We start from the raw sequence: 23,953 nt of genomic DNA, 5'->3' as shown, positions 1-23,953 counted from the left end.
ACTCCCTTCGTTATCGTCATTTTCCAGCGACGCCCATCACCTTCTGTTATTGGGCGCTCGTCGCGTCCGGAGGTCAACCGCGTTATGCGGATGGGGCTCCGATTCCGTACAAGGGGAAGCAGAGGTCGCGAAGGTTCGGTCCGGGCTTGACCCACCGCATTGTCTTCCGTGTGCGCGCCTTGAGTCTCACACCGAGAGGGTCTAGGCTTTATCGAAGGGGCAGGGCGCCGTGGGGAGGGACGTATGTCAGGAAAAAGGGCACCGTCAAAACGGCGCGACGCCTTGCATCGTTCGGATTTCGACGTTCACCCCCCCCCCCGCTAGTGGGGGGCTGTCCGGCGCTTCGCTTCAAGCGGCCTTGGCCGAAGGCCGTATCCGCGCCGCGTATCAGCCAATAATCACCCTCGCCGAGGGGGGCGTCGTGGCCGAGGAGGCCTTGGCGCGGTGGGTCCTGCGCGATGGGACTGTCAGCCCGGCGCAAGCCTTTATCGAGACGGCCGACGCCTGCGGTCTTCTTCCGGCCGTGGATGAAACCGTGCTCAGCCAGACCCTGGCCCGGTGTCATAGACGTCAGGCCTTGGGCGAGCCGGCGCGACTGCATTTCGTGAATATTTCCACCGCGCTCTTGATGGCCCCTGACCGCCTGGCGCGTGTCGCCGACCTGGTCGCGCCGTGTGGAATGTCCTGGACCGGGGGCGATTCTCGGGTGCGCGCGCTCGTGGTCGAAATTACCGAGCGTGAACTTATCCCCCATTTGCCGAGCCTGGTGCGCGCACTGCATCCCTTGTTGGCCGCCGGCGTGCGGCTGGCGCTCGATGACTTTGGGAGCGGGTATTCGTCGTTTCTGTATCTCGCCGAGCTCCCCATCACCTTTCTCAAGATTGAGCAGGCGTTGATTGCCCGCGTGGGCCGCGATAGCCGTGTCGATATGATGGTCGCGGCCATTGCGCGCATGGCCACCGACCTCAATGTCATCACCATCGCCGAGGGTATCGAGTCCGCCGAGACCGCGGCCGCCGTAGCGGCCCTCGGTGTCACTTGGGGGCAAGGCTATTACTTTGGGCGGCCGGGGTGGGAGTAGGGGCATGGCTCATGGCCTGTTGTCCACAGGCCACGATACGGGCCTTGCCGGAGGCCTTGGCTTCATACATGCGCTGGTCCGCGAGGGCCACGAGCGACTCCCAGTGGGTGAGGTCGTCGGCGGAGTATTCGGCTATCCCGATGCTATAGGTCAGGGGTGTCCCATCGGGGCGTGCCAGCGTCGGTAGGCGGCGGCGCACCAAGTCCTCGGCCTGGGCGCAGCTCGCGTGGGGTAGCAGTACAATGAATTCCTCCCCGCCCCAACGCAGGATGGCGTCGCCATTGCGTAGGGCCTTGCGCCAGGCCCGTGCCGTTTCCGCCAGGAGTCGGTCTCCGCGGGCGTGCCCCACCGTGTCGTTTATGGATTTGAAATCATCTAAATCCATGAAGACGAGAGAGAGCGGATATCCGTGCCGCCGTGCCATCATCAATTGCCACTCCATCAACTCGGTCCCGCTTCCGCGGTTGAGTGCCCCGGTTACGGGGTCATGGGTGGACTGCGCCAACAGCGTAAGGAGGACTTGCAGCTGGCTGACTGCCGACAGGCCGCACACCCCGGTGACCAGCACCAGCAGCCATAACGCCCCCACGGCGTTGAAGGCCGGCGTCAGGAAGACAGGCTTTTCGATTACCGGGAGGCTGGCGACCGCCAGCAGGGGCAGGGCGAGCCCGGTGAGCTCCAACACCGTCAAGGGAAAAATACTGAGTCCACCTGCCAGGACGAAGGGGAGAAAGGCATAGACCTCGGTCGCGTCGACCGATTTCGCTGGCGCGCCCCGCAATATGACCTGCGCGAACAGAAAGAACAGCAAGGGGAGGAAGAACAAGGTGGCCAGGGCTGCATAGGCGCGCTTGAGGGAGGCCGGGTGACGACTCCATACGGCGAGTGCGGCGAGAGCAATACCGACCACAAGGCGGCCCAGGGCCAGGAGCTGCCAGACCGCGCGCGGAAACATGAGGATGTCCAGCGGTATCCAGAGGGGTGTGAGCACGGCGAAGAGGGTGGCTATCACTCGCACCCGCGACAGGATGAAACGGGCGCGGTGGCGGTCCACCATCACGGAATGCTTGTCGGTATTCCCAAGCTCGAGGAAAGCGCCGAGCAGCGGGCACAGGAAGTCATCCGGGAGGCGTAATCTGTTAGCGGCCCGTTTGCCACACGTAGACCACTTTTGGGGCATGGGCCGCTCTCCTGGTGTCGTAGTAGTCGTAAGAAGGCGCGGGCACGCACCGTAGGCGGAGTCCCCGAACGTGCCCCGCCTAGAACAGTTTAGGCAAGACACTCAGAAATCGCGACCCAAATACACCTCGCCCCTATAGGGGGCATGTCGAGTTCCCGCTCACAAATCGCCGCGCTCTCTTCGGGTTTCGGGTCCGTGGAAATCCGTGACGCGCCGAAGGCGAGCCCCGTTCTCACCATCGGCATCGACCCAGGGAAGCGCGGTGCGCTCGCCGCCATCGACGACACGCGGCGGGTTCTTCTCGTTGCCAAGGCGCCCGATAGCGCCGCCGGCATGGTGCGACGGATTCGGGTCATTGAGACCTACGCCCCGACGGAGGGGGCGTGAAAGGTTCGCCCCAACGCGGGCGGGTTGGGCGTATTACGGGGTCTGCCCGAAAGGGTTCAACGTCGCGACACCGCTTGGTGCGACGTCGCGCACGTTGCGGGTGACTAGGATGAGGCCGTGCTCCTGGGCGGTCGCGGCGAGCAATCCGTCGATGAGCGGCAAGGGGTCGGGGACGTTGTTGTCCGCCCAGCGTCTGGCGATAGGCGTTGTAATCGGAAGGATTCTGTCCTGGAACGAGGACTCGAGAACCTGGAGTTTCTCCGTCAGACGGTTGGCTTGCGTGGCATCCCGGCGACGGAGCCGGGCAATGCCTTGCTGGAGCTCTCCGATGACGAGCACCGAAAGAAACAGCGCCTCATCAGGCGTTTGAGCAAACCAGGCCTGCACGGACGGGTGCGCTCGGGCGCCTTTTTGCAGCTCCGAGATGATATTGGTGTCTAAGAGGTAGGCCATTCGGGAATGGCGCGGCCCGTCTCGCGGGACCGCTCCAGGTCCGCATCCGTCAGCCCTTGCGCCACCTCACACAGCAACCCCTTGAGCGTGTGCTGGTGGTCTTCGGCGGAGGAGGTTTGCGTCAATACCACAACCTTCACCGGCGTCCCATCGGGGATGTTTTCTGGGACCGGTACGGAATGATTGTGTGTCACACTCTCAAATTCCAGGGCTCGCATACGTTGTCACTCCTTACCTTATGGAAAAATCTTCCGAGACAGGGAAACGGGCCGACAGTGTAGCAGAAAGGGGCGCGCATTTCTCTTAAAAGGTGGCGCTCGATGGGAGCTATGTCCTATCCCCGTCGCCCGCATTGAGGGCGATAACGGGTAGCCCTACTTCCTGCCATGCCTGTAGGCCGCCCGCTACGGAATAGGCGTGCGGGCAGCCCAGGTCGCACGCAGAATGTGCGCGGCCACGAGGCTCCGATTGCCGTGGGCGCAGAGGCACAGGAGTTCCGACTGACGCACCGCGTGCCCAACCAGCCAGTGCGTGAATAGGGCCCGCTCCTCGGGCGTCAAGCATTGTAGGCCTGTCCCACGCAGCGGGAGCGCTCCAGGCCTATCGGCCTGGAGATGCCATCTCCCGCGGTTTTTAAGCGGGAGCGCACATCAAGGAGCACGGCACCCGCATTCAGGCGTTCCGCGGCATACTGCGGACTGACTTCGAGTTCCTCACGGACGTACGACAAGACGACCTCCTGGGCCAATGCGGCGCTCGCGGGTATCATCACCCACGAGGCGTATCCCAGCAGGTTTGCCGCAAAATTCCCGCCATTGCCGGCCTACAGCCGCTATCCACAAAATCTGTGGACAAAGGTGTGGATGGCGACGGGGTATCGACCATTTGTTGAGGCAGGGTAGAGGGTCGCCGGTGTTGCTGTTTTTGGAGGCGGTTTCAGGCGGCCGGTTTAGGACCGCGTGAAACATATCTCATCGTGCCGCATGAAGTCCCTCTGCGGCACGATGAGCGGTTTGCGTCTTAGCGGCTGAGCGGGACCTCATGCGGTCCCTTATTGGAGTGGACGCTATCCGGTGCCTGCGAAGTCTTCGTCACACGACCGGCCCATGGCCGCCGTACTGGCGGCGAGGGCCGTTCACCGCATCCGCTTTGCCAAGTCCTCGGCCCGGAGATGGGTGTAGCGCTTCAACATCTGCATGGTCTTGTGACCGGTGACGGCGGCGGCCTCCAGGGCGCTGAAGCCGTGCTTCTCGAAGAGCCGTGAGGTGGCTTCATGGCGCAGGTCATGGAAGGTAAGCCCCCGGATACCGGCGGCCTTGCAGACCTCCATGAAGGCCCGACTGATGGCATCCGGGCTTCGGTTCCACACTAACCCCTTGCTCTTGGGCGAGAGCCTCTCGAGGACCGCCAGGGCAGCTGGCGACAAAGGGATGATGCGCGGCACACCGGTCTTGGTGTCGGGAATGAGGAGGGTCCGTGCGGTCCGGTCCACATGCTCCCAACGCATGGCCGCTATCTCGCCGCGGCGCATCGCGGTCTCGATGGCCCAGGTGATGATACTCTCAATATCCGAGGCTCCACGCGGGGCCTTGGGGCATGACCGTAGTCCCGGGCGGCCTCCAGCAGCCGCGCCTCCTCACCACCCTGCAGGCGCCGGTCACGACCGTGGGGGAGCTTGGGACGCTGGCCCTTCACGAGGTCCACGGGGTTGGTCAGAGACTCCATGCCCCAGGCCGCGCGGGCGGTATTGAAGAGGTGCGAGAGGAGGGCGAGATGCAGGCGGACGGTGTTGGCGCTGAGCCCGCGCCCCTCCATGTCGCGAATGGCAGCTGCAACGTCCTTGCCTCGGATGCTCGCCAGAGACCGCTGTGATAGAGACGAAGCCGCCCAGGCTCGGATGCGGTCGCGTTCCCGGTTCGCTGTGGTCGCCTTCTTACGAGGCGTGATTTCCTGCGCATAACGGTCCAGGGCTTCGGCCAAGGTCGTGGCCTCGGCCTCGGCGCGCGAGACGAAGGTGCCCCGGTCCATTTCGGTCTCGACCTGCCGGACCCAGGCCTCCGCGCGGGCCTTGGTTGTGAAGGTCTTGGTCTGGATGGGGTAACCGTGGCGCCGGACGCGAGCCCGCCACTGCAGGTCGCCCCGTTTCTGTATGGTGGCCATGCTTGCCTCTGGCGTATGGACCAAAGCCAGTGGACCAAATTTGGACCAAAAAATCAAACAGGGGGGAGGTCTTGCGGGACTTCTGTGCTGTAACCTCTTGTTTTTATTGGTGCCGGGAGAGGGGGTCGAGCCCACACGGTATCTCTACCACCGGATTTTGAGTCCGTAAAATCCGCTTACCCGTTTGCTTTCTTACGCCTCCATTCACCATAACACTATGATTCTACGCAGAGTTGTACGCACACACACGAATACAGGCGCACCGGTTTACAGCACAGTTACAGCAAAATTACAGCACGGCTACGAACCGTAATAATCGAAGTGCATGAATCTCCGAAAACTCCCCGTCAGCCGCAATGTCGATGCTTTATCTTACTTGAGACTTTTAAGCTACGTCGATAGTGTCATAACAAGCAGGCATAAGGATTTGGCGGCTGCCCGTAGCGACCCCTTGTTCTCATGAGCGCCCTGGCACGGTCGCTTGCGGCGGAGCGCTGCAAGGCGCAGATTCTGTTTCATGATAATGACGAGCGGGCGCCGGCCGGATTTTCGGCCAACGGCGACGTTGGCGTTTCGCTCCATTCGATCCGCAGCGCAAGACCGGACATTGGCACAGATAGGAAATTTGAACAGCAGCCTTGATTGAGCGTGGCGATGGGACTTGAACTCAGGGCGGTCAGTCCGATCTGCCGCCAAGGCGCACCCAAATCCGACATTAGCTCGATGACCAGTACCGCCTACCGAAACCACCTCCGTTCAGGGCTCGTCTTGTCCGAACCTAGAGTATTCTGCACAATGTCCACAAAGAGAGCGGGTCTGCACTTGCAGATAAGTTCGAAGGAATGAGGATCGCCATGAGCTATGGAAAGAAAGAATGAATACCGAAATACTTAAGTGTTTACTAATACTGAATAGGCGGATCGGTGGGTGCGCCTACCCCAAGTCATGTTGTATATGCCTAGATGTAACCTCGCCTTAGGTAGCAACATAATGTTTATGGTGGCGCCATTAATATGAAGTTCAAAAACAGAAATTTACGCGCGATTGCGGAAAAGGTTATAGGCGACGCGGAGTTTTTTCCATATCGCTCTAGCAGTTACATCACTCAGTTCTTCGAAGAGTGCGATCTTGATTTCGTTCATGACGGCTCGACTCGTTGGGCCTGGACCGCAGAAAGGCTCTCTGAGCTACTACAAGAGCCACAACCGACAGCTCATGCCTTACCGGATCGCTTTGTCCATGTACTGCGAGTGTTGATGCACAAATCAGATGCGGAACAAAATGATCCGGATCGTTCGCTAGCGCTTGGGGAATTGAACAAACCCCTATCACGGGAGGGGTATGAAGCTTTTTACGGCGATGATGATCTACTTTACATCCGTCATATCGGAACAAAAACGATATCGGCCGGCGCGAATCCTCACAGACCGTTTACGCCGAAGGAAATCGAGAGAAGAGAACAACTTGTTGAATACTTGGATAAGTGCTCTGAGGATGAATTAATAGAGCAGGTCTTGCTTCCGTTATTTCGGCAACTTGGCTATCACCGTATTACGGCTGCAGGTCACAAGGATAAGGCGCTTGAGTACGGTAAAGACATCTGGATGCGGTATGCTCTCCCTACGCAACACTTTCTATATTTTGGTGTTCAAGTCAAAAAAGGGAAGCTTGACGCTGCAGGTATAAACAGAGGTTCGAATTCCAACATAGCCGAGATGCACAATCAAATTCTCATGATGTTGGGCCATGAAATATTTGACCCGGAAACGAATAGGCGAGTGCTAGTGGACCATGCGTTGATTGTTGCCGGTGGGGAGATTACGAAGCAGGCGAGAAATTGGCTAGGCGAAAAGCTCGATGCCTCGAAGCGCAGTCAGATACTCTTTATGGACCGGGAGGATATCTTGAATCTGCACATCGTTAGCAGTTTGCCTCTGCCCGATGGGGCGATTTCGAAATTAGCGCCCGCCTTTGATGGCGATGCCCCGTTTTAGAGATTTGAACGGTGTGTCGATTGATGCAAAATAAGAAAGATGTCGAGTCTGACATCAGGGACGCCTCGCACCCATCGGCCACTCAGCGCGAATGTTGAATGTCTGGATCTGATGTCTAGTATGTATCGAAGGACTGCTCTTGGCCGAGCCCTGCAGTCACGCTTTGTTGATTAAAGCTGCCGTTCATGTTTCCGAAAACTAGATGGGCTAACGCAATCACCCTGGCTGTTAGTAGGCGCGAATAGGCTATGGCTTAAGTAATCGCGATACATGGGCTTGCGACAATCCCACCTGAGCTGCGATGTCGACCTGCCGCACTCCCTTGGCAGCGAGTTGCCGAATATGGTGGATCTGGGCCTCGGTCGCTATCGGAGGTCGACCCCCCCCTCGTCCATTCTGTTGAGATGCCTCCGCGTCTATTTCTGCAAAGTGCGACTTGATAGTCTTGAATGCGTCCCTACACAGCTCAGATGCCCAGACCATTTCGTAGTAAGGACTAACTGTGTAATCTGGATATCGGCTTGTCAGGCCTCTCCAGGCCTCTATTACGCTCTTTGCGACTTCGCTTTTCCACCACTTCAAGAGATCTTTAACCCATTTTTCCCTAGCAAGTGCCATATTGACAGCGGTCTCGGATTCATTTGCACCTAAAAGACCCCGCCCATCCTCAATCTCAAGATTTACGGCGGATTCCAACCCAAGCATGTCCAAGAGGCCCTGTATTCTTTCCGGGGCGGCCATCGCGCATTGAATCATGGCGAGATCTTGCCCGCGCAGGTGAGGCTGGGTGTGTCGGTCACACACGGCAACCAGATATTGGGAGTGGTGAGGTTTGAAGTAGCGCACAGCGGTCGCGCCACATATATCACACCAGTCCCAATCCCCATCCTTCGCGTCAGTCTCTCGCGGTGAGCCTCTGTTTTTGGATGTTTGCTTAGGTGCTGGATGAAGTAAGGCGTCGACCCGTTCTAGAACTCGCGCCTGCTCGTGATTGGTTGGCGGCTGCAAATATTTGTGCGCGGCCTTTATATCGACGCGTGCGGCAGGAGTGTTGTTGCGGCGTGCCGCCCACCCCAGATACTCGACAACCTTGATGACTGCCTCGTCGCGGGAATCGTTTAACTCCTTCATCAAAGCGCGGGCAGAAACCTGCAAGGTTTTCATAAATTGTGATCCGAATATCCGTAACCTAAAGATATAATATAGCGTGTTCCGAGGAGACGCAAGTTGTGTAATCTTGATATACGCGATGTACGCGTAGGTTATGTATAGATATCGAGAGGCGCGACAATGAACATGACTCTACAGCTCCACGGCGTGAAGCAAGTCGCCGCCCAGTTAGGCTGTTGTACGCGAATGATCCAGATACTGGTTGCCAAGGGCGAATTCCCCGCACCTATCCGAATTGGTCGATTGGTGCGTTGGCGCGAAGAGGACATCGCGGGCTGGCTTCAAGAGCGCGCGGAAGAGGCCCAGCTGAAGAGCCAAACCATAGCGCAACGTCGCGTCGCTCGTTGTGGGCGCCCTCGCAATTCTGCCAGGGGGGTCTAATTATGCGTACACAGACCACAGACCCCGACTGCGCCAGTCCGCCACCCTGGGCGAGATTATCACTAGATCAGCAGAAAGAATTTATTTCCTCGATCGGTGGCCGCGTGGCGGCAGCCAATTACATTTTGTCGCGCGGCCATTCTCAAAGTTATGCACGCAATAAGGGAATTCGCGAGACCCATATCCAGGGTCGCGCGTTAGACGAGGATCGTGACGACTTGTCCTGGGGGGCAATCAGAGAAGCAAAGCCAAAAACCGGAGCGAGGGCATTAGATCAATATCAGTGGACCGCGATCCTCTATTTCTACCCTTTGGATAAAGATAACAGGGATGTGCTGATTGGATCATCGCAAGGTAAAACCTCACAAAAAATAAGTGAAGAGGTGGGGCTAAGCGAGAAGCAGATTCGGAATATTCAAGACCAGCTCTTGGTCTGGGCCCGACTTCATACCAGTGCCGCATCCCTAGCCGGTCACCTTGACGATCCTACCCCCGAGGATAAGATTCGCCGTCGGCCAGCGAGTCGCGCCGGCCGCAAACGGAAAACGTCACCAGGCGGCAGGCTCGCTACACGCATCTTGATATTAGCGCCTTGTGTACCGGTGCCACCTAAGGCGCCTCGCCACGTAACAATCCGGCGCCCGCGTCGCATAGTCGTGGCCGACCCCCGGCAGCTAGATTTCGGGTGGGGGATGGGAATCGCGGCATGATGCTTGACGTATGCGGCGTATTGGCCGCTGTTGGAATCAATTATCAGCCCGCAAAGTCGGGGTCCTGGATCCGGATTCGCGCCGAGTGGCGCGATGGCAAAAACAAAAATGTCGCGGTCAACATTGAGTCCGGCGGCTGGGTCGATCATGCGACCGGCGACCATGGGTCGTGGTCGGATCTCTGTGCGCGTCTCGGCATCACCTGCCCCAAACCTACCACCACCTGGACGGACGATGATCGGCGGCTTTGGCGCACGCGCAAAGCCCGGCAGAAACAGCGAGAACAGGATGCGACCAGCCGCCGCGTCGCTCGGGCCCGGCGGCTATGGGCCGATGCGCACCGCATCGGTGAGGCCGACATCTGGGCACGCGACTACTTGATCTCACGCGGTCTGGATCCCGACGCCCCGGCGCTCGCAGCTGTCGTGCGTACAACAGAAGGCTGGTCATCACAGCGCGGGGCACGGCTTCCGGCATTAGTCTGGCCGATGTTCGCGCCGGATGGGACGACGATCATGGGGGTGCAATACGAGTTTGGGCGTGGCCACACAAACAAGGAAATGCGGGGCCAGCACGGACATTTTCGGCTCGGACCTTTGATCGGCGACACTCTCTATATAGTCGAGGGCCAGATGACCGGCGCGGCTCTGTCCGCCACTGTGGGCCCGGCGCCCGTGCTGGTGGTGTTCGACACCCACGGCCTGCGCAGCCTGCCCGCCACCCTTGTGCGCCGAATCCGTGCTGCGGGTATCACCCGGATCGTGATCGCGGCAGACCACGATCGCATCGCGGCAGGTACCGGCAAGCGCCCCGGTGAGGAGGCCGCCCTGACGTGCATTACCCGCATTCTTGACGTGGCCCCGGCGCTCCATGTGCAAATCACTTTACCGCCTCACGAAGGCGAGGACTGGGCTGACATTCACCAGCAGAGGGGTCCGGACGCGGTGCGGGCGGCGCTGGCGGCCGGGATGCGGGATGTCAAACATAAATCGGTACCGGGTAACGATACGGACACCAATATCCTGTCGCTCACGCCCTGGCAACGTATAGAGCGCATGCCGTCACAGGATTGGCCGACACTGAGCGACGTGGAACCACAGATTCGACAGGCGATCGGACATGCACTGGGCGGCGCTGACCCTGCGATCGTGGTAGCTCAACCCGGTACCGGCAAGACCCATGTCGCGGTTGACCATGTACGCATGGGCACGCAGCCCGTGTTTTGGTTGTCACCCACGCTTGATGACGCCGCGACCGTTGCGGCACAGATCCCCGGAGCGCACCTGCACAGGGGACGTAATGCCGACAACTGTCGTCAATATCAAACGATTGACGCACTCACGAATAGGGGACGGGCGCCGTACCCGTGGGCCTGCGCAACTTGTCATCATGGGCGCGTCGATAGCGAGGACCCCTGCGAATACATGCAGGCCCTGCGCGGGTCGGTCTACAAAAAGGTCGTTGTGGGTGCGCATGGGGCAGGGGCGGAAGATTCCTTGCTCTACCAGTATTGCGCGGACCCGAACGCCGATGCGGAGGGGCGCAAACTCATAGTTGATGAATCCCCACCGATCACGACGGCTGCGCGGATCGCGCCTGAGGATCTCGCCCAATGGCGGGTCGGGGCCGCGGAGGCCGGGGCCCGGCTGCTGGATCCGCCGACCCTGCCCTCGGACACCGATACCGAAACACGAAAACGCTACGAAGTCGCGTGTCGGGCAGTTGAGCGGGCGCGTACATGGGTGGCGGAGATTGCCCCGGAACTCGACCGGCTGGCGTTGGCCCTGGCCGGCGCCCCGGCCGATCACGACCTGCACAAACTGACAGGGTTCGAGCGGCTTGCAGGTCTGGCGGCCAATATCCCACCCGGAGCCCGGCTCCTCGACGCCACGGTGATTGAGGCGGTACGAGGGGGCCGCGGACTCGATCTTGTGGTGCCACTACGGGGTATCGAAAACCTCGGAAGCGCGATCGTGGCCGGGACTGCCTGGATACAGGACGGCGCCATTATCGCAACCAATGCCGGGACGCTCTGGAAACAAATTCTAAAGCGCGGGGGCGCGCTCCTCGATGCGACTCCCTCTCTCAGGCAACGCGAGGAGGTGCTGGCGGTTGGTGGTGATGTTCACACGATTCGCGCCGCGGAACCCATGCTGCACATTACCCAGTTCGGGCCGCGTTTGCATGGTCGCGGCGGCTTGACTCCCAAGAGACTCAACAAAGAGGTGCACGCCGTGCGCGAGATCGCGGGTGACGCTCCAGTTATCACCCATCACCCCATCGCGTCCGCTCTAAACAAGGAGGGCGGTGATGGCCCACGGCGGTTTGGCCATTGGGGGAGGGACCACCGGGCACACAACTGCTGGCAATCCGCAGAACGTTTAGTGCTCTACGGGTTGCCACTCCTGTCCCCCAACGAGCAACGTATCCAATATTTGTCGGACCGGGCGGCCTTGTCCGCACAGGGGATTGACTGGGCCGATTGGGATGGGTCGACAAATCCAGGGCTGGTCGTGCCCACGGACGGCTGGGGGATCCGTTCCGCCGCGCGGTTGCCGACCGAACCCCAGGCGCGGGCCTGGCTGCTCGATCGACTGGCGGCGGACGTGGCGCAGGGCGTGGGTCGGCTACGGGCCGTGCGGCGCACAGAGCCGGTAGAAGTCGAGGTCTACGGACTTTTGCCGCTGGTGGGCCACGGCCTGCGCATCGAGGACGTCCGATTAGAGAGAGCAGGACGGGCCCGCCAAAAAACCACAACCAGAAAACTGGTATCGGAGGCTATTGTGGATCTGGGCGAACAACGGACGCGCAAGGGGATCAGCGATTATGTTTATAGCAAGGGCGGTGGCCGGATCAGCAATCAGACCATTGACAACATGCTGGACGAGACCCGTGTTTACGCCCGCCGCCACGGGCTGACCCTCATCGACGCGGCCCGGGCCCTTTGCCAGATCACCAACGACCTTCTGCGCGAACACGGCAACGATGCCATGGCCGCGTGCTGTGCGGCCGACGCGGCAGGGATTCCTGGCGCTGTGCTACTTGCGCTTCTGATTGAGCAAGGGCGGCGGGCTCAAGAGGCCCCTGGCGCCCAACGCGCCGGGCCGTAGCCCTCGGTACAGTCCACCCGATCCGCCTACACCTGCCTGTCCTTCTCTCCCCAGTTACCGCGCCACTAACAACATTAGTTATAATTCCCCCACCAGATGATAGGTCGTGATGGGGTTTTGCCAGAATATTGGCGCTGAGGCGATCAGGGTGGTCGATTTTATGGGCAGGGATATGTCGGGATAGCGGCATGTGTTGACCATCCCAGCCCCCAGAGATAGAGGTTATGATCGATTGGGGCCGGTGTGGTCCTGCCTACCTAAAAATATTGTCAGTAAATAAAGTCTTTAGAGACGGTTGGGAAGCAATATGGGCGTGCAGGATGATTTATTGACTTATTATGCAGATCGCTACCAAATTGTAGCGTTTTGGTCACTCCGGACTGCTGACAGAAAAATCGTTCTCGGTAACAAGGATAATCGAGTCTGCCGTTTCTGTGGCAAGGCCGAGCCGGAAGTAACATTCCGCAAGGACGCACATGCTTTCCCCGAGTGCATTGGAAACAAAAGTCTTTTCACCCACTATGAATGCGATACCTGTAATCACGCGTTTGGGTCCGGATGCGAAAACGATTTTGGGAATTGGTCGTTGCCGATGCGTACCATGGCTCGTATCCATGGTAAGAACGGAATCCCGACCATAAAACAAGGCCCGAATAGCGTTTATCGCATCGATGGTCATCCAGATGGGCTGAGTACAAACATTGATGAGACCGAAGGATTTATCGAAAATGACAAATCCGCCCGAATCTTGAAATTCCATTTACGGCGAGGGCCATACCGTCCTGCCATGGTTGCGAAGGCTATGACGAAGATGGCTTTATCTATCATGCCGGAGGAAGAGCTACCAAATTTTCAATTGGCGCTGGACTGGATCCGACCCGGTAGTGCGTCAGAAATGACGGTGGCACAGATGCCTTGTCTTTACACGTTTATAGGTGGCCCAGTTGCTAACGATCTGATTACTATCGCCGTGCTGACCCGGCAACATGAAGGCCTCGCGGTTCCGTATTCCTTTCTGCTTCTAAGGTACGGTCACGAGATGCTTCAGATGATTCTCCCCAGTATTGAGAGAGATATACATCTCTACGGTAAGAGGCTCGATGTTTGTCACTTCCCTTGCTTTCAAGATGATGGCGGCACTGTGATGCGTCCGGTTAAAAGGAACCTTTTGGCATTCGATAGCGCAGAGGTCATCAAGAACGACATATTCGTTTTAGAATTTTCGTATCAGCAGAAGATTCGCCATTGATACGTAAATGGTTCTGTTCGCCGCTATGAGGGCGGCACTATGGTGAGAGAAACAGCAGTATATACTTGACAAACCTATTTGCGTAGCCCATGCTTGCCTATCCTATAGGGGGTATACGTGGCCGAAGTGATCCTGAACCAGCCGCAATTCCAAGACGTCAATAAGGCACGTAAGTATTTGGAGATGCTTCGTTGGCCTAATGGTCCAATCTGTCCTCATTGCGGGAGCGCGGCACAGCATTGCAAGCTAGAGGGCAAAGCGCATCGTGCGGGTCTCTACAAGTGCAAGGATTGCCGGCAACAGTTCACAGTGACTGTTGGGACGCTGTTCGCTGGCAGTAAGATTCCATTGAGCAAATGGCTGCAAGCCTGTTATTTGATGTCAGCTAACAAGAGGGGTATCAGTAGTAGGCAATTAGAACGGATACTTGGCGTGACTTATAAGACGGCTTGGTTTATGACGCATCGCATTAGTGAGGCGATGAATAGTGGCAACGGCAGTTCGTTGGATAATGATAGCGCCCCAGTTGAAGTCGGTAAGATCTGTTGTGGCAATATCGGCAAGCTTGTCCCAGGTGCCCGTGGCTATGCACAAGGGTCGGTGGTGGGGCGCAACGGTTAACAAGCTAGAATCGAGAGGCCTGCGATGGCGATCAGACTTGATGATATCACGACGGACATCACTCTTGAGATAGACGAGGACGTGATCTCTATCGCCGATTTCCAGAAGGCCACTGATAGCTTTTTGGGATTGGTCAAGGAGCTATCGAGAGCCGTTTCTGGAAATGCGGACGCTGCCTCTTGGCAGGTAAAGGTTTATAAAGGAAGCGTCGGGGTTGGTGTTTCCCCACTTTCCTCTGGGCTCGATTCACTCCGTATTCGGAATGTAATGGTGTCTGGATTGAGGGCGCTTGCTGATGGCATTAGGCCTGGGGAGTTTACTGACAAAGCGATCGAGCACTCTAAGTCGCTTGCGTCTTTGTTTAGGAAATCCAACGTGGATCCAAATGTAAGAATATGGTCGCAGCGGGAAGAGTCTGTTCGGGTTGGTCGGAGTGTTGCGGCTGGCGCAGAGAAGCTTTTGGCTGCTGTGTACGAAGAGGATGGGTCGGTTGACGGTATCCTCGAAAAAGTCGATGGTCACGGTAAGTTGCAGCTCGTTATTTATGACGTTCTCAATAATCACGCCGTTAAATGTGAGTTCGCCAATGAACAACTTCCGCAGGCATTGGCAAGCTTTCAGCAGCGTGTTGAAGTGGTGGGGCGTGTCAGGTATCGGAGGGATGGTATGCCTGTCAGCATTCGGGCAACCAGGATAATCAATTACCCAAGCAAGCCTGATATACCGACTCTCACGCAAATGCGGGCGCTTTTGTCTGGAAGTGCTTCGACGTGATCCGGGTCGTATATTGGGATTCGGATGCTTTTCTTGCTCTTATTAATGAGGACAAGTCAGCGTCAGAAATGCAGGGCTGCAATGATGTATGGGCAGCGTGCGAGAAAGGTCTCGTACATATTGTTACCTCTACTCTCACAACTGCAGAAGTGATTCACAAGAAAGGAACACCAAAACTTGACCTGTCTAAGCGCTATTTAGTAAGTAACTTTTTCCGGCAAGATTTCATCAGTCAGAAAACGTTAACTAGGGAGGTTGCGGAGCTTGCGCGGGACGTTGTCTGGGATTCAAACATTCAACCAAAAGACGCCGTGCATGTTGCGACTTGTGCCTACTACAGAATTCGTGAGTTGCATTCTTTTGATTCAAACCTGGTTAAGAAAGGGAAGATAAATGTTTCTGGATTCGAATTAATCGTTCAAAATCCTCACGGATCGGCACAATCGGAGTTCATAGTTGAAGACACCAAGAAATTTGATGGGTGAGGACAAGAAGAAACTTGACGGTGTATTGAAGCGGATGCTATCGACGCCGCCTAAGCCGCACGTTAAGGAGGCGAAGAAGCCCAGAAAGTAGCGGGCTCCTTTGCCTACACTGCTAGTTGGCCAGATCTTATAAGCCGATCAATTGCCCGAATTCAGCACCATCAAGCACGACCCCCCTGATGGGCACGACGCCGCGCGGTAGAGTGGCCCCACAAAATTCAACTGCGGGGGGTTACCCCCGACCCCTCGATGATATGTTACTCCCGACGACAAGATAACTCGGTGCTCAATGATGCCCATGCCAGTGATTATCAGCATCCCCAGGATCATCACTCCGGAGAGCAGGGCGGCCACCACACCCCAACTTTGGGCGAGCTTCCAGGCCAGACTTGCCTTGGCCTGTTCCTTGATCGCATGGGCCAGATGGGCCTTCCACTGCTCGACGAAGGCGGTCGCCTTATCAGCCCCAATACGATCGAGGCTTGCCGCGGCCTTTTGCAGATCCGCGGCCCCCTTGCCGGCCGCATGGGCGATGGCGCCGACCAGCGCCTGGCCGGCCTCCACGGTCTTGTCTTCGATGGCTTGGGCCACGCCTTCCTTGAGATCATTGCCGGCGCGCATGGTCCCTTGGTAGATCAAATCTGGCACCTTCCCCGTTTCTTCTACCAATATTTTTATGTGTTGTCCTGTCATCTGAGCGGCGGCCGCCGCATCGATGACCGAGGCGACGAGTGCCCAGACCACATCATCCGCGCGGTGTACGCCCAAGTCGGAGGCTTTGCGTAAGAGCGCCTCGCGCAGCTCGGGGGGTAGGGATTCCAAGGCCGCGTCGCGGGCGTTGGCGTTTGTCTGGTCGTTACTCATCTTCTGTTCCTCGGTAAATGGGCCGTTTGGCCCACAATGAAGGGCCGGGGTAATGATCCCCGGCCTTTGGGGTTAAACAATTGAGGCAATCGCCGCATGCGCGAGTGCCAGCCAGCGCCGAAAAAGCGCGCGTTCGGTGATCGTGAGCGCCGCTTTATCCTCACCCAGGACCGAGAACGCGCCCGGTGCGGCCAGGATCTTGTCGCGCAGATCGTCGGGGCGCAGGGCGGGAATGGCGGCCTCTTTGCCGCCCACGCTCATAAAGTCCGCGCGGCTTGGTGACTTGCTCCAATCAAACTGCGCGGCGATCCCTAAGAAAAGCGGAAAGAGCACCGAGCGGCGGGCTGGATCGACAACGGACAGGAGTCCCCGATCCAGCGATTTCAGGAGCGCGTCGGTGCTCGTGCGGTGCGGCCCGATACTAAATGTCACGACCAGTTCATACCCGACCGCACTGACGATCTCAGATAGGACCGGGGCCAGTTCGTCAATCGTGTCCCCGGCGCCGGCGGGCATATTGATGACGACATGCTGGCCAGCGGCCGCCGCGGCTTCCAGGACGTTGCCCAACTTGTTGAAACTGGTCTCGGCGTCGCCGGCGCGGTTCAAATTGACCAGCGTCACGGGCACCGACCCGCGAAAACGCAAGGCAAGGTCTGGGATCCCGGCATCGCCCTCAATCAACAAGACGGGGGCACCCGTTGCGAGAAAGTGGTCGAGCGCTAAGGCCGCGGCCATAGACTTACCGGTGCCGCCCTTGTCGCCATGGGAGATCAGAAGTTTGAGGTTTTCGGTCATGTTGGTTTCCTCTCAAAGGGGCCGGACGATCCGGCCCGTTGGCTATAGCGGCGGGGGCGGAAATTACCTATCCCCGAAGGGGACCTATTGGTCGAACTCGGCCCGGATCCGGTCGAGTTCTGACATCTGATCCGTGGCCACAGGGCGTTGCCCCGGAGGCGGTGGGAGGGGTGGTGCCGCGGGGGCTGATTTTGTTGACGGCGCTGTGGCTCGTGGTGCGGGCTTGGTGGCGGTTGATGCGGGCTCCGGCAAGGGCTTTTGCTCCGCGGTGTAGCGGCAGTGCTTCACGGCCCATTGGAGGCGCCGCGCCTTGACCTGAAACACGTGGCCGATATCCGCCCACGTGAGCCCCGCCGCGCGGGCTTTGGCAATGGCCTCAAGATAAGGTGCGACGCGCGCGGTCAATCGTGTGGCCTGGTCATGGATGGTCATATTGTGGTCCTCTGTTGTGACGCCGTTACCTGCCTAGCAGCGCGCGTGGAAATGGCCCCAATAGGAACCCAACTCGGTACCAACTTTCACAACCCTCTCCCAACTTTGTCCGAACTCTGTCGCAACTGTGGCGTAAGAACGCCCCATGACCGCCCCAACTCGTTCCGGTTCCGCCAGTATTGGTACCGTCTTGGAACGGTGTTGATACCGTATTCAGACAAAGATGGGTATGACGCCCACCGCTTCGCGATGGGCTGAAAGATCACACATATGCACCAGCCTTCGGCTTGTGCGCCTCGCTGCGCTCAGGGGTCGGCTTTCAGCCGCCGTCTGTGTGCCCGTGCCCATTCCTCTCCCTGAAGACCACGGCCGGGGAGCGGGTGGCGCCCGGCGAAGGCGAGCTTGTCGAGCTGGTTTGAGCTGGGAGTGAACCCGTCCCACCCCGGCCACCAACCCCGCGGAGCGGAACCCGGTGGCGTCCGCCGCCCGGCGGGCGCGGAGACCAGGCGCGGAGGCAATTTCCGCCCGTGCCGCTATGAGCAATCCCGTAACTTAAGGAAGGCTCATGCTCCGAATCAAACATCTCAAATCCGGCCGCGGCGCAGGCGGCATCGTCGACTACCTGGAAAACCAAAAGAAGTCGGCCGAGGCGAAGGCGGGCTATTACCAGAACAAAGCTGGACCGTCGGAATGGCTGGGCCAAGGCGCCGCTACTCTAGGATTGGAAGGCGCGGTGGATCGCGAACAACTCATCGGGCTATTAGAAGGGCGGTTGCCAGACGGTACCGATTTATCCACAAGAGGCGGACGCAAGGACAGTGCCCGCCTCGGGACCGATCTCACTTTGTCGGCAAGCAAGTCCTATTCCCTCATGGCAACCGCTGATCCCCGCCTCATGGCTCTGTGGGATGAATCAATAAAAGTCGCGGCGGGGGTTATTGAAAAAGAGTGTGTCACCGCCCGCCGTGGGCATGCCGGCGCACAGGTCGAGCAGACGGGCGCGCTGGTGGCCGCGGCCTATAGGCATGAGGACACCAGGACCGTCGATGGAGTCCCGGATCCCGACCTCCACACGCATATTCTCGCCATCAATGCGACCCGACGCGCCGATGGTGAATGGGTCCGTATGGACCTGTCGTTTGGGCAACAGATGGTGCTCGCCAAGACGGCGGACAGCGCGGCGAAGGCATGGCTGGCAACAGAGGTCCAAAAGCTTGGCTACGAGATCCGCCAGACGCAGGACGGCTGGGAATTCTCAGGTATCACAAAGAAACAGCTCGATAGTTTCTCTCGCCGCTCGCAGCAAATAGATGACGCTTTGCGCGATCGCGGGATCGACCCCGAGAGCGCGACGGACAAGCAGAAGGAGGCCGCTTGTCTCGCCACCCGGGGAAGCAAGTCGCAGCTTTCCCAGCAGGACCAGCGCTGGGAATGGCGTTCGCGGATCCGCGAGGCCGGTATCGATCTGGACAAGATTATGCGTGAAGCCAGTGTCAGCGGGCCCGTTGCATCATCCGATCTCACCACCGAGGCCGTAGCAAGCGCCGCCCGTCACCTGGGTGAGCGTGACAGTGTATTTAGTAAACCGCAAACACGACTGGAAGCCCTGAAAGCGGGTATGGGCGGAACCACGCTCAATCAGATCGACATGGCCCTGACTGGTAAGACAGCCGGCCTCATCGATGTGGGCGCCGGCAAGCTCACCACACGCGATGCGCTGTATCGTGAACAGGAAATCCTGGCGCGGGCCCGCGCCAGTCGCGGCGAGACTGGCGCGCTCATGTCGGCTGCCGACGCGCAGTTCTATATAAAGGCCCGTGAAGCCACCCAAGGTTTCTCCTTTAGTGCTGGCCAGCGTGAGGCCTTAGCGCTATCTCTCACGTCTTCCGATCGGGTGACAGGTGTCGTCGGCGCGGCCGGCGCCGGCAAGACGACGTCAATGGCGGGATTTGTCGAGGCGGCCAAAGAACGGGGCTATGAGGTCATCGGCATCGCCCCCAGCGCCGCGGCCTCCCATGAATTGAAAACGGCCGGCGCCGACGACACCCGCACCCTGGCGAGCCTCCTCGCATCCAAGCCGTCAGCCGGTAGGCCCCCTTCGGGGAAAGGTCCGCGCATCTATATCTTAGACGAAGCGGGCATGGTGTCCGGCAAAGACATGGACGCCTTGCTAAAACGCGTCGACGCCGAAGGGGCTCGGTTGCTTATGGTCGGCGACCCTCGTCAACTTTCGGCCGTGGAAGCCGGCAGCCCCTTCCAACACATGCTGGAAACGCACGCCATCCAGTACGCCACCATTGACGAGATTCAACGTCAACGCGATCCCGCTTTGCGGGAGATCGCGCAGGCCTTCGCTAAGGGCGAGACCGCCCAAGCAACCGCCTTAGCCCGTTCGTATGTGCGCGAGGTCGAGATGGGCCGTTCGGCCCACAATGTACAGAAGGAAGGCGCCAAATCCACTACGCAAGAAAAGCGGGCGGCCATCGCTCACGCCACAGCGGCCGATTACCTGAACCGTGATGCCGACACTCGGGACAAGACTTTGGTTGTCAGTGGCACCAACGATCTGCGTCAGCAGATCAATCGCCATATCCGTGAAGGCCTGCGCGAGCAAGGCGCGGTGTCCCAGGAATCCGTCACCGTGACGGCACTCGATAAAGCCGGACTCACCCGCGAACAGCAGGCGCGAGCCGAATTGTACCAGCCCCGGATGGTGGTCCGGATTGAAGAAGGCCGCGGGCGTGAACGCCATAAAGTCGAGTATGAAGTGCAGGATGTGACAGGTAACACCGTCATTCTGGCAAATCATGAGGGCACGGCCCGCGACTGGAACCCTGCCAAAGAGAAGCCGGCCGGGGTCTATCAGCCCCGTGACATGGAGCTGTCACCCGGTGACAAAATCGTGTTCCGCGAAAACCAAAAGGGCGTGGATCGGATCCGCAACGGCGAGTCCGCCACCATCGACAGAATTGAGAATGGGAAGCCCGTCGCCCGCCTCGACTCGGGCAAAGAGATCATTCTAGACCGCTCCCAGGGCCAAACCGTTGACTACGGCTGGTGCCGGACCATTCACTCTGCCCAAGGCGCGACGGTGGATCATGTGATCGTGGCTGGCGAGGCCTCGCGGGTAGCCACCGCGCAAACCGCGTATGTGGCGGCCAGTCGGGAGCGCGATACGCTCACGATTCTGACGGACAATCCGGCAGCGCTTGAAAAAAACTGGTCCCAATACGCAGAACGCGAACATGCCCTGTCCGCCACAAAAGATCGCTCGGTCCCCAACCTTGAATCCCTGAAAACGCTCCGTGCGGAGGCCGCTCGTGACCTCGGTCGGCACGGCGATCTGGCCCAGGCGCGGGAGGCTGTCCAAACCCCCGTATCGCCCACACCGGCGCCACCAGCTTCTGAGCGGGAGAGGGAGTGGTAACGGTAATTTCCGCGCGGGCCGCTATGAGGAATACATATCAAGGAGGTCCCTATGTCCGCAACACACAAGGTTCGCCGCCAAGCCCCTCGGCACCGGCCATGCGGCCGGCAATGTCGAGGCGAGGTTCGGAAGTATCCAGATGGCATGAGCTGGAATGATCGGCGCCAGCAGTTTCAGACCCAGAAAGGTGGGCGTGCGCAATTTAATCGGGCGATGGTCTACCGTCGCCGCAAAATCTAAGGAGAGTCGCCATGAAGATACCAAACTTGATCCAGAAGGCCCGCGATCTGTGGAACCGCAAGGAAGATCGGCGCCGCGCGGCCGCCATGGGCCATACGGCCCACAATGACAAAGAGGCGGATCCACATCGCGAGGAAGAAGCGCGATGGGAGCCACAGCGACAAGATGAGCGGGCGCTGGAACGATTTGAGAAGTACGCGTCAGGATACAACCCCGACCTCGATGGCGAGTGGGAAGAAGACCTGCCAGTAGACATGCCGGCAGTCCCGGTTGCGACGATTCAGGAAGCGACGCCGGCGGCGAGCGCCGCCGAGTTGCCACAGTACGGCATGGAACCACTGATCCCACTCACCCATGACGAGATCGCAAAGTTAAAAGTCATCGAATCCGAGGATCCGAAGGGCCGCAGTATGCACGCCCAGTTCGACCCCCGCACGGTCCTGGCAATGCGTGAGCAGGCCGAGGCCATGCAGGTCCTCGATCCCCATGAAACGGGTGGCTGCGAGGTGCAGTGGCAGGATCCCGATCCTAAAGACGATCTTGAGCCAGACGACGAGCTGGAAATGTAACGTAACAGTGACGCCACGAAGGAGGTCAACATGAACATTCAAGACTCAATCCGCGACCACAACAAACAGGCCGTCGGCAGGTGGTGGGTATTCAAATATTTCGGGGGCCTTGCCCTTGGCATTTTCTTCTGCCTCGCGGCCCTGGGCGCCCCGCTGGCACAGCATCACTATATGCTGCCGATGACACTGGACGGACTCTTGTCCGCCGCCGGCTGGATCATGTTTCGCCAGGCGCATCGGCGCTCGCAACGGTTGGTGGGCCGTGGCCCACAAGACGAGCGCCACGAGCGGGGGACATTCCTACATGATGCCCGGGCCGTGGCCCCACTCCTCGGTCGGGCCCCCGGCGATCTCGCCATCGGGGGCGTGCCTTTGTCGCGGCCGGTGGAGCCACAGCATATCCTCATGCTCGGTGCGCCCGGGTCGGGCAAGTCCGTGGCCCTTAAATCCCTCATCAAAACCATCCGCGATCGCATGGGGGATGGCGCCGTGATCCATGACCCCACCGGCGAGTTTGTGAGTCTCTTTTACGACCCTGCGCGCGACCTCATCATCAATCCCCTCGATGCTCGTCACGCGCCCTGGTCGCTTTGGACAGATCTCCTGCCCGGCGAAGAAGCGACGCTCGCCAAGGCCATCATTCCCTCGGCCGAAGGCGATAACCAGTATTTCAGTGATGCGGCGCAGGCGACATTGGAAGTGCTCTTCCAGCAAACCGATACCATTGACGATCTGGTGCGCGCGGGTTTAAGCGAAACTAATGACCAACTGATCCAACGCTTGACGAGCGCTGGTCTAGGCGGCCTTGTGGGGAGCAGTAAGACCTTTGCTTCGGTGCGCGGCAACATGGCGCCCTATCTGCGGTCGCTGGCCTTACTCCCCAATACCCCGCGCGGAGAGGGCCTGACCCTGAAAGAGTTCTGTGCCTATCCCGCCGGCCGGTTCATCTTTTTGCTGACCTCAGGTCGCACGCGCGAGACGCTGCGACCGATTCATCAACTCTTCTTGAACCAAATCGTGAGTGTGGCGACCTCCCTGCGCCCAGATCCGACCCATCACATCTGGCTGGCCTTAGACGAGGCACCGGTCTTGTTGCCGTCATCTGCGATTAGTTTGGCGCTCGCCGAGGGGTGCAAGTTCGGGCTTTCCGTCATCTTGGCCGCGCAAGCGATCGGCCAAGTGAAACACCGCGTAGGCGAACACGAGGCGGCCGCCTCGCTCTCCATGCCCAAGACGCGCTTGATCCTGCGGGTGGGCGATGGCGAAACCGCGGAAGCTATGAGCCGCGAGATCGGGGAGCGGCAGCTTGAGCGACAACAGGTCTCGGTGTCACGGACGACGGGGTCGCAGACGGCCGCCAACAACTCCACCTCGACCACGTGGCAGACCACCACCGAACGCGCGGTGCTGGCGTCTGAAATCATGAGCCTGCCCGACCTGCAAGGCTTCCTGCGCATCGAGGACGCCACGATGCGCGTGGCCTTGACCTACCAGTCGTATCCGCCCGTGGGCCCAGACTACGACCCCGTCGCGCCGCGGCGGTTGCCGGTGGTGTCCAGGGCCCTGGTCGATATCCCCGTACCCCAGGCGTAGTCGGGCCTGGCCGCGCGTTGAGTGGGCTGCCCGTTTTCAAGCGGCCCCTTTTTTAAGGCTTCCCCCCGGCATCCGCGCTCGTTATTTATTCGTCACCAAAGTCCTGCAAACCTCGTCTCTCGCCCCCAAGTCGCTTGCGTTCGCGGCTCCCTCTCAAGCCCCGCGCCAACGATACCCCCGTTGTCATGGGTCTTGCCGGTCGCAAGCCCGCTCACTGACGCGACTTCACATGAGGGGCGAGAGCCGACGCAAGACGCAGGACCACAAACAGGAGA

General features: G+C 59.2%; 21 protein-coding genes. 12 read left to right on the top strand and 9 right to left on the bottom strand.

The window, feature by feature from the left end:
- The first annotated feature begins 358 nt into the window (after positions 1–358).
- Positions 359–1,081: an EAL domain-containing protein gene (locus tag C4901_RS11680; protein ID WP_168185702.1), complete on the top strand. Its 723-nt coding sequence runs from the start codon at positions 359–361 to the stop codon at positions 1,079–1,081.
- Here the strand turns inward: C4901_RS11680 and C4901_RS11675 are convergent.
- Positions 1,035–2,261 carry a diguanylate cyclase gene (locus C4901_RS11675; protein ID WP_110137479.1) on the bottom strand — a complete coding sequence of 409 codons (1,227 nt, stop codon included), beginning with the start codon at positions 2,259–2,261 and terminating at the stop codon, positions 1,035–1,037. The genes C4901_RS11680 and C4901_RS11675 overlap by 47 nt on opposite strands.
- Positions 2,262–2,405: 144 nt before the next feature.
- Between C4901_RS11675 and C4901_RS11670 the strand changes: the two genes are divergently transcribed.
- A complete protein-coding gene (locus C4901_RS11670; protein WP_110137478.1) occupies positions 2,406–2,648 on the top strand; it encodes a hypothetical protein in 243 nt (80 codons plus the stop codon).
- A 33-nt stretch (positions 2,649–2,681) separates the two neighbouring features.
- Here C4901_RS11670 and C4901_RS11665 read toward each other — a convergent pair whose 3' ends face one another.
- From C4901_RS11665 to C4901_RS18125, 5 genes are all read right to left on the bottom strand, one after another.
- A complete protein-coding gene (locus C4901_RS11665) occupies positions 2,682–3,101 on the bottom strand; it encodes a type II toxin-antitoxin system VapC family toxin (protein WP_110137477.1) in 420 nt (139 codons plus the stop codon).
- Complete coding sequence (locus tag C4901_RS11660) at positions 3,086–3,319, bottom strand: hypothetical protein (RefSeq protein WP_110137476.1); 234 nt, start codon at positions 3,317–3,319, stop codon at positions 3,086–3,088. The genes C4901_RS11665 and C4901_RS11660 overlap by 16 nt, the downstream gene beginning before the upstream one ends.
- 338 nt (positions 3,320–3,657) lie before the next feature.
- Entirely contained in the window at positions 3,658–3,873 is a 216-nt protein-coding gene (locus tag C4901_RS11655; protein ID WP_145960708.1) for a hypothetical protein, read from the bottom strand.
- Between the two features lie 363 nt (positions 3,874–4,236).
- A complete protein-coding gene (locus C4901_RS18130) occupies positions 4,237–4,632 on the bottom strand; it encodes a site-specific integrase (RefSeq protein ID WP_205735972.1) in 396 nt (131 codons plus the stop codon).
- Positions 4,614–5,261 (bottom strand): hypothetical protein, encoded by a 648-nt coding sequence (locus C4901_RS18125; RefSeq protein ID WP_205735971.1) that lies wholly within the window; start codon positions 5,259–5,261, stop codon positions 4,614–4,616. Before C4901_RS18125 ends, C4901_RS18130 begins: the two co-directional genes overlap by 19 nt.
- Before the next feature lie 1,013 nt (positions 5,262–6,274).
- On the opposite strand from C4901_RS18125, the gene C4901_RS11640 reads away from it, so the two are divergent.
- Positions 6,275–7,255 (top strand): hypothetical protein, encoded by a 981-nt coding sequence (locus tag C4901_RS11640; RefSeq protein WP_110137473.1) that lies wholly within the window; start codon positions 6,275–6,277, stop codon positions 7,253–7,255.
- Between the two features lie 246 nt (positions 7,256–7,501).
- On the opposite strand, the gene C4901_RS17335 is transcribed toward C4901_RS11640, so the two are convergent.
- On the bottom strand, positions 7,502–8,419 hold the full coding sequence (locus tag C4901_RS17335) for a hypothetical protein (protein ID WP_145960707.1): 918 nt from the start codon (positions 8,417–8,419) through the stop codon (positions 7,502–7,504).
- A 126-nt stretch (positions 8,420–8,545) separates the two neighbouring features.
- Here C4901_RS17335 and C4901_RS19470 point away from each other — a divergent pair, with 126 nt between their 5' ends.
- The 6 genes from C4901_RS19470 (at position 8,546) to C4901_RS11605 (ending at position 15,755) form a co-directional block, all read left to right on the top strand.
- Entirely contained in the window at positions 8,546–8,806 is a 261-nt protein-coding gene (locus C4901_RS19470) for an AlpA family transcriptional regulator (protein WP_110137471.1), read from the top strand.
- A gap of 706 nt (positions 8,807–9,512) precedes the next feature.
- Positions 9,513–12,626, top strand: coding sequence for a toprim domain-containing protein (locus C4901_RS11625; protein WP_110137470.1), 3,114 nt, complete (start codon positions 9,513–9,515; stop codon positions 12,624–12,626).
- Positions 12,627–12,933: 307 nt separating this feature from the next.
- On the top strand, positions 12,934–13,875 hold the full coding sequence (locus tag C4901_RS11620) for an HNH endonuclease (protein ID WP_110137469.1): 942 nt from the start codon (positions 12,934–12,936) through the stop codon (positions 13,873–13,875).
- Positions 13,876–13,992: 117 nt separating this feature from the next.
- Positions 13,993–14,496, top strand: a complete 504-nt coding sequence (locus tag C4901_RS11615) for a transposase (RefSeq protein WP_110137468.1) — start codon at positions 13,993–13,995, stop codon at positions 14,494–14,496.
- A gap of 24 nt (positions 14,497–14,520) precedes the next feature.
- Positions 14,521–15,270: a hypothetical protein gene (locus tag C4901_RS11610; RefSeq protein ID WP_110137467.1), complete on the top strand. Its 750-nt coding sequence runs from the start codon at positions 14,521–14,523 to the stop codon at positions 15,268–15,270.
- Positions 15,267–15,755 carry a type II toxin-antitoxin system VapC family toxin gene (locus C4901_RS11605; protein WP_110137466.1) on the top strand — a complete coding sequence of 163 codons (489 nt, stop codon included), beginning with the start codon at positions 15,267–15,269 and terminating at the stop codon, positions 15,753–15,755. Before C4901_RS11610 ends, C4901_RS11605 begins: the two co-directional genes overlap by 4 nt.
- A gap of 138 nt (positions 15,756–15,893) precedes the next feature.
- On the opposite strand, the gene C4901_RS11600 is transcribed toward C4901_RS11605, so the two are convergent.
- Complete coding sequence (locus tag C4901_RS11600; protein ID WP_110137465.1) at positions 15,894–16,619, bottom strand: hypothetical protein; 726 nt, start codon at positions 16,617–16,619, stop codon at positions 15,894–15,896.
- A gap of 72 nt (positions 16,620–16,691) precedes the next feature.
- Complete coding sequence (locus C4901_RS11595) at positions 16,692–17,417, bottom strand: hypothetical protein (RefSeq protein WP_110137464.1); 726 nt, start codon at positions 17,415–17,417, stop codon at positions 16,692–16,694.
- 997 nt (positions 17,418–18,414) lie between these two features.
- Between C4901_RS11595 and mobF the strand changes: the two genes are divergently transcribed.
- From mobF to C4901_RS11575, 3 genes are all read left to right on the top strand, one after another.
- A complete protein-coding gene (gene mobF, locus C4901_RS11585) occupies positions 18,415–21,276 on the top strand; it encodes a MobF family relaxase (RefSeq protein ID WP_110137462.1) in 2,862 nt (953 codons plus the stop codon).
- 251 nt (positions 21,277–21,527) lie between these two features.
- Positions 21,528–22,085: a hypothetical protein gene (locus C4901_RS11580; RefSeq protein WP_110137461.1), complete on the top strand. Its 558-nt coding sequence runs from the start codon at positions 21,528–21,530 to the stop codon at positions 22,083–22,085.
- Between the two features lie 30 nt (positions 22,086–22,115).
- Positions 22,116–23,678: a type IV secretion system DNA-binding domain-containing protein gene (locus C4901_RS11575; protein WP_110137460.1), complete on the top strand. Its 1,563-nt coding sequence runs from the start codon at positions 22,116–22,118 to the stop codon at positions 23,676–23,678.
- The last annotated feature ends 275 nt before the right edge of the window (positions 23,679–23,953 follow it).

Source organism: Acidiferrobacter sp. SPIII_3 (assembly GCF_003184265.1).
Taxonomy (GTDB): Bacteria; Pseudomonadota; Gammaproteobacteria; order Acidiferrobacterales; family Acidiferrobacteraceae; genus Acidiferrobacter.
Note: the sequence above shows the minus strand (reverse complement) of the source record. Positions and strands in the feature narration are given on the sequence as shown.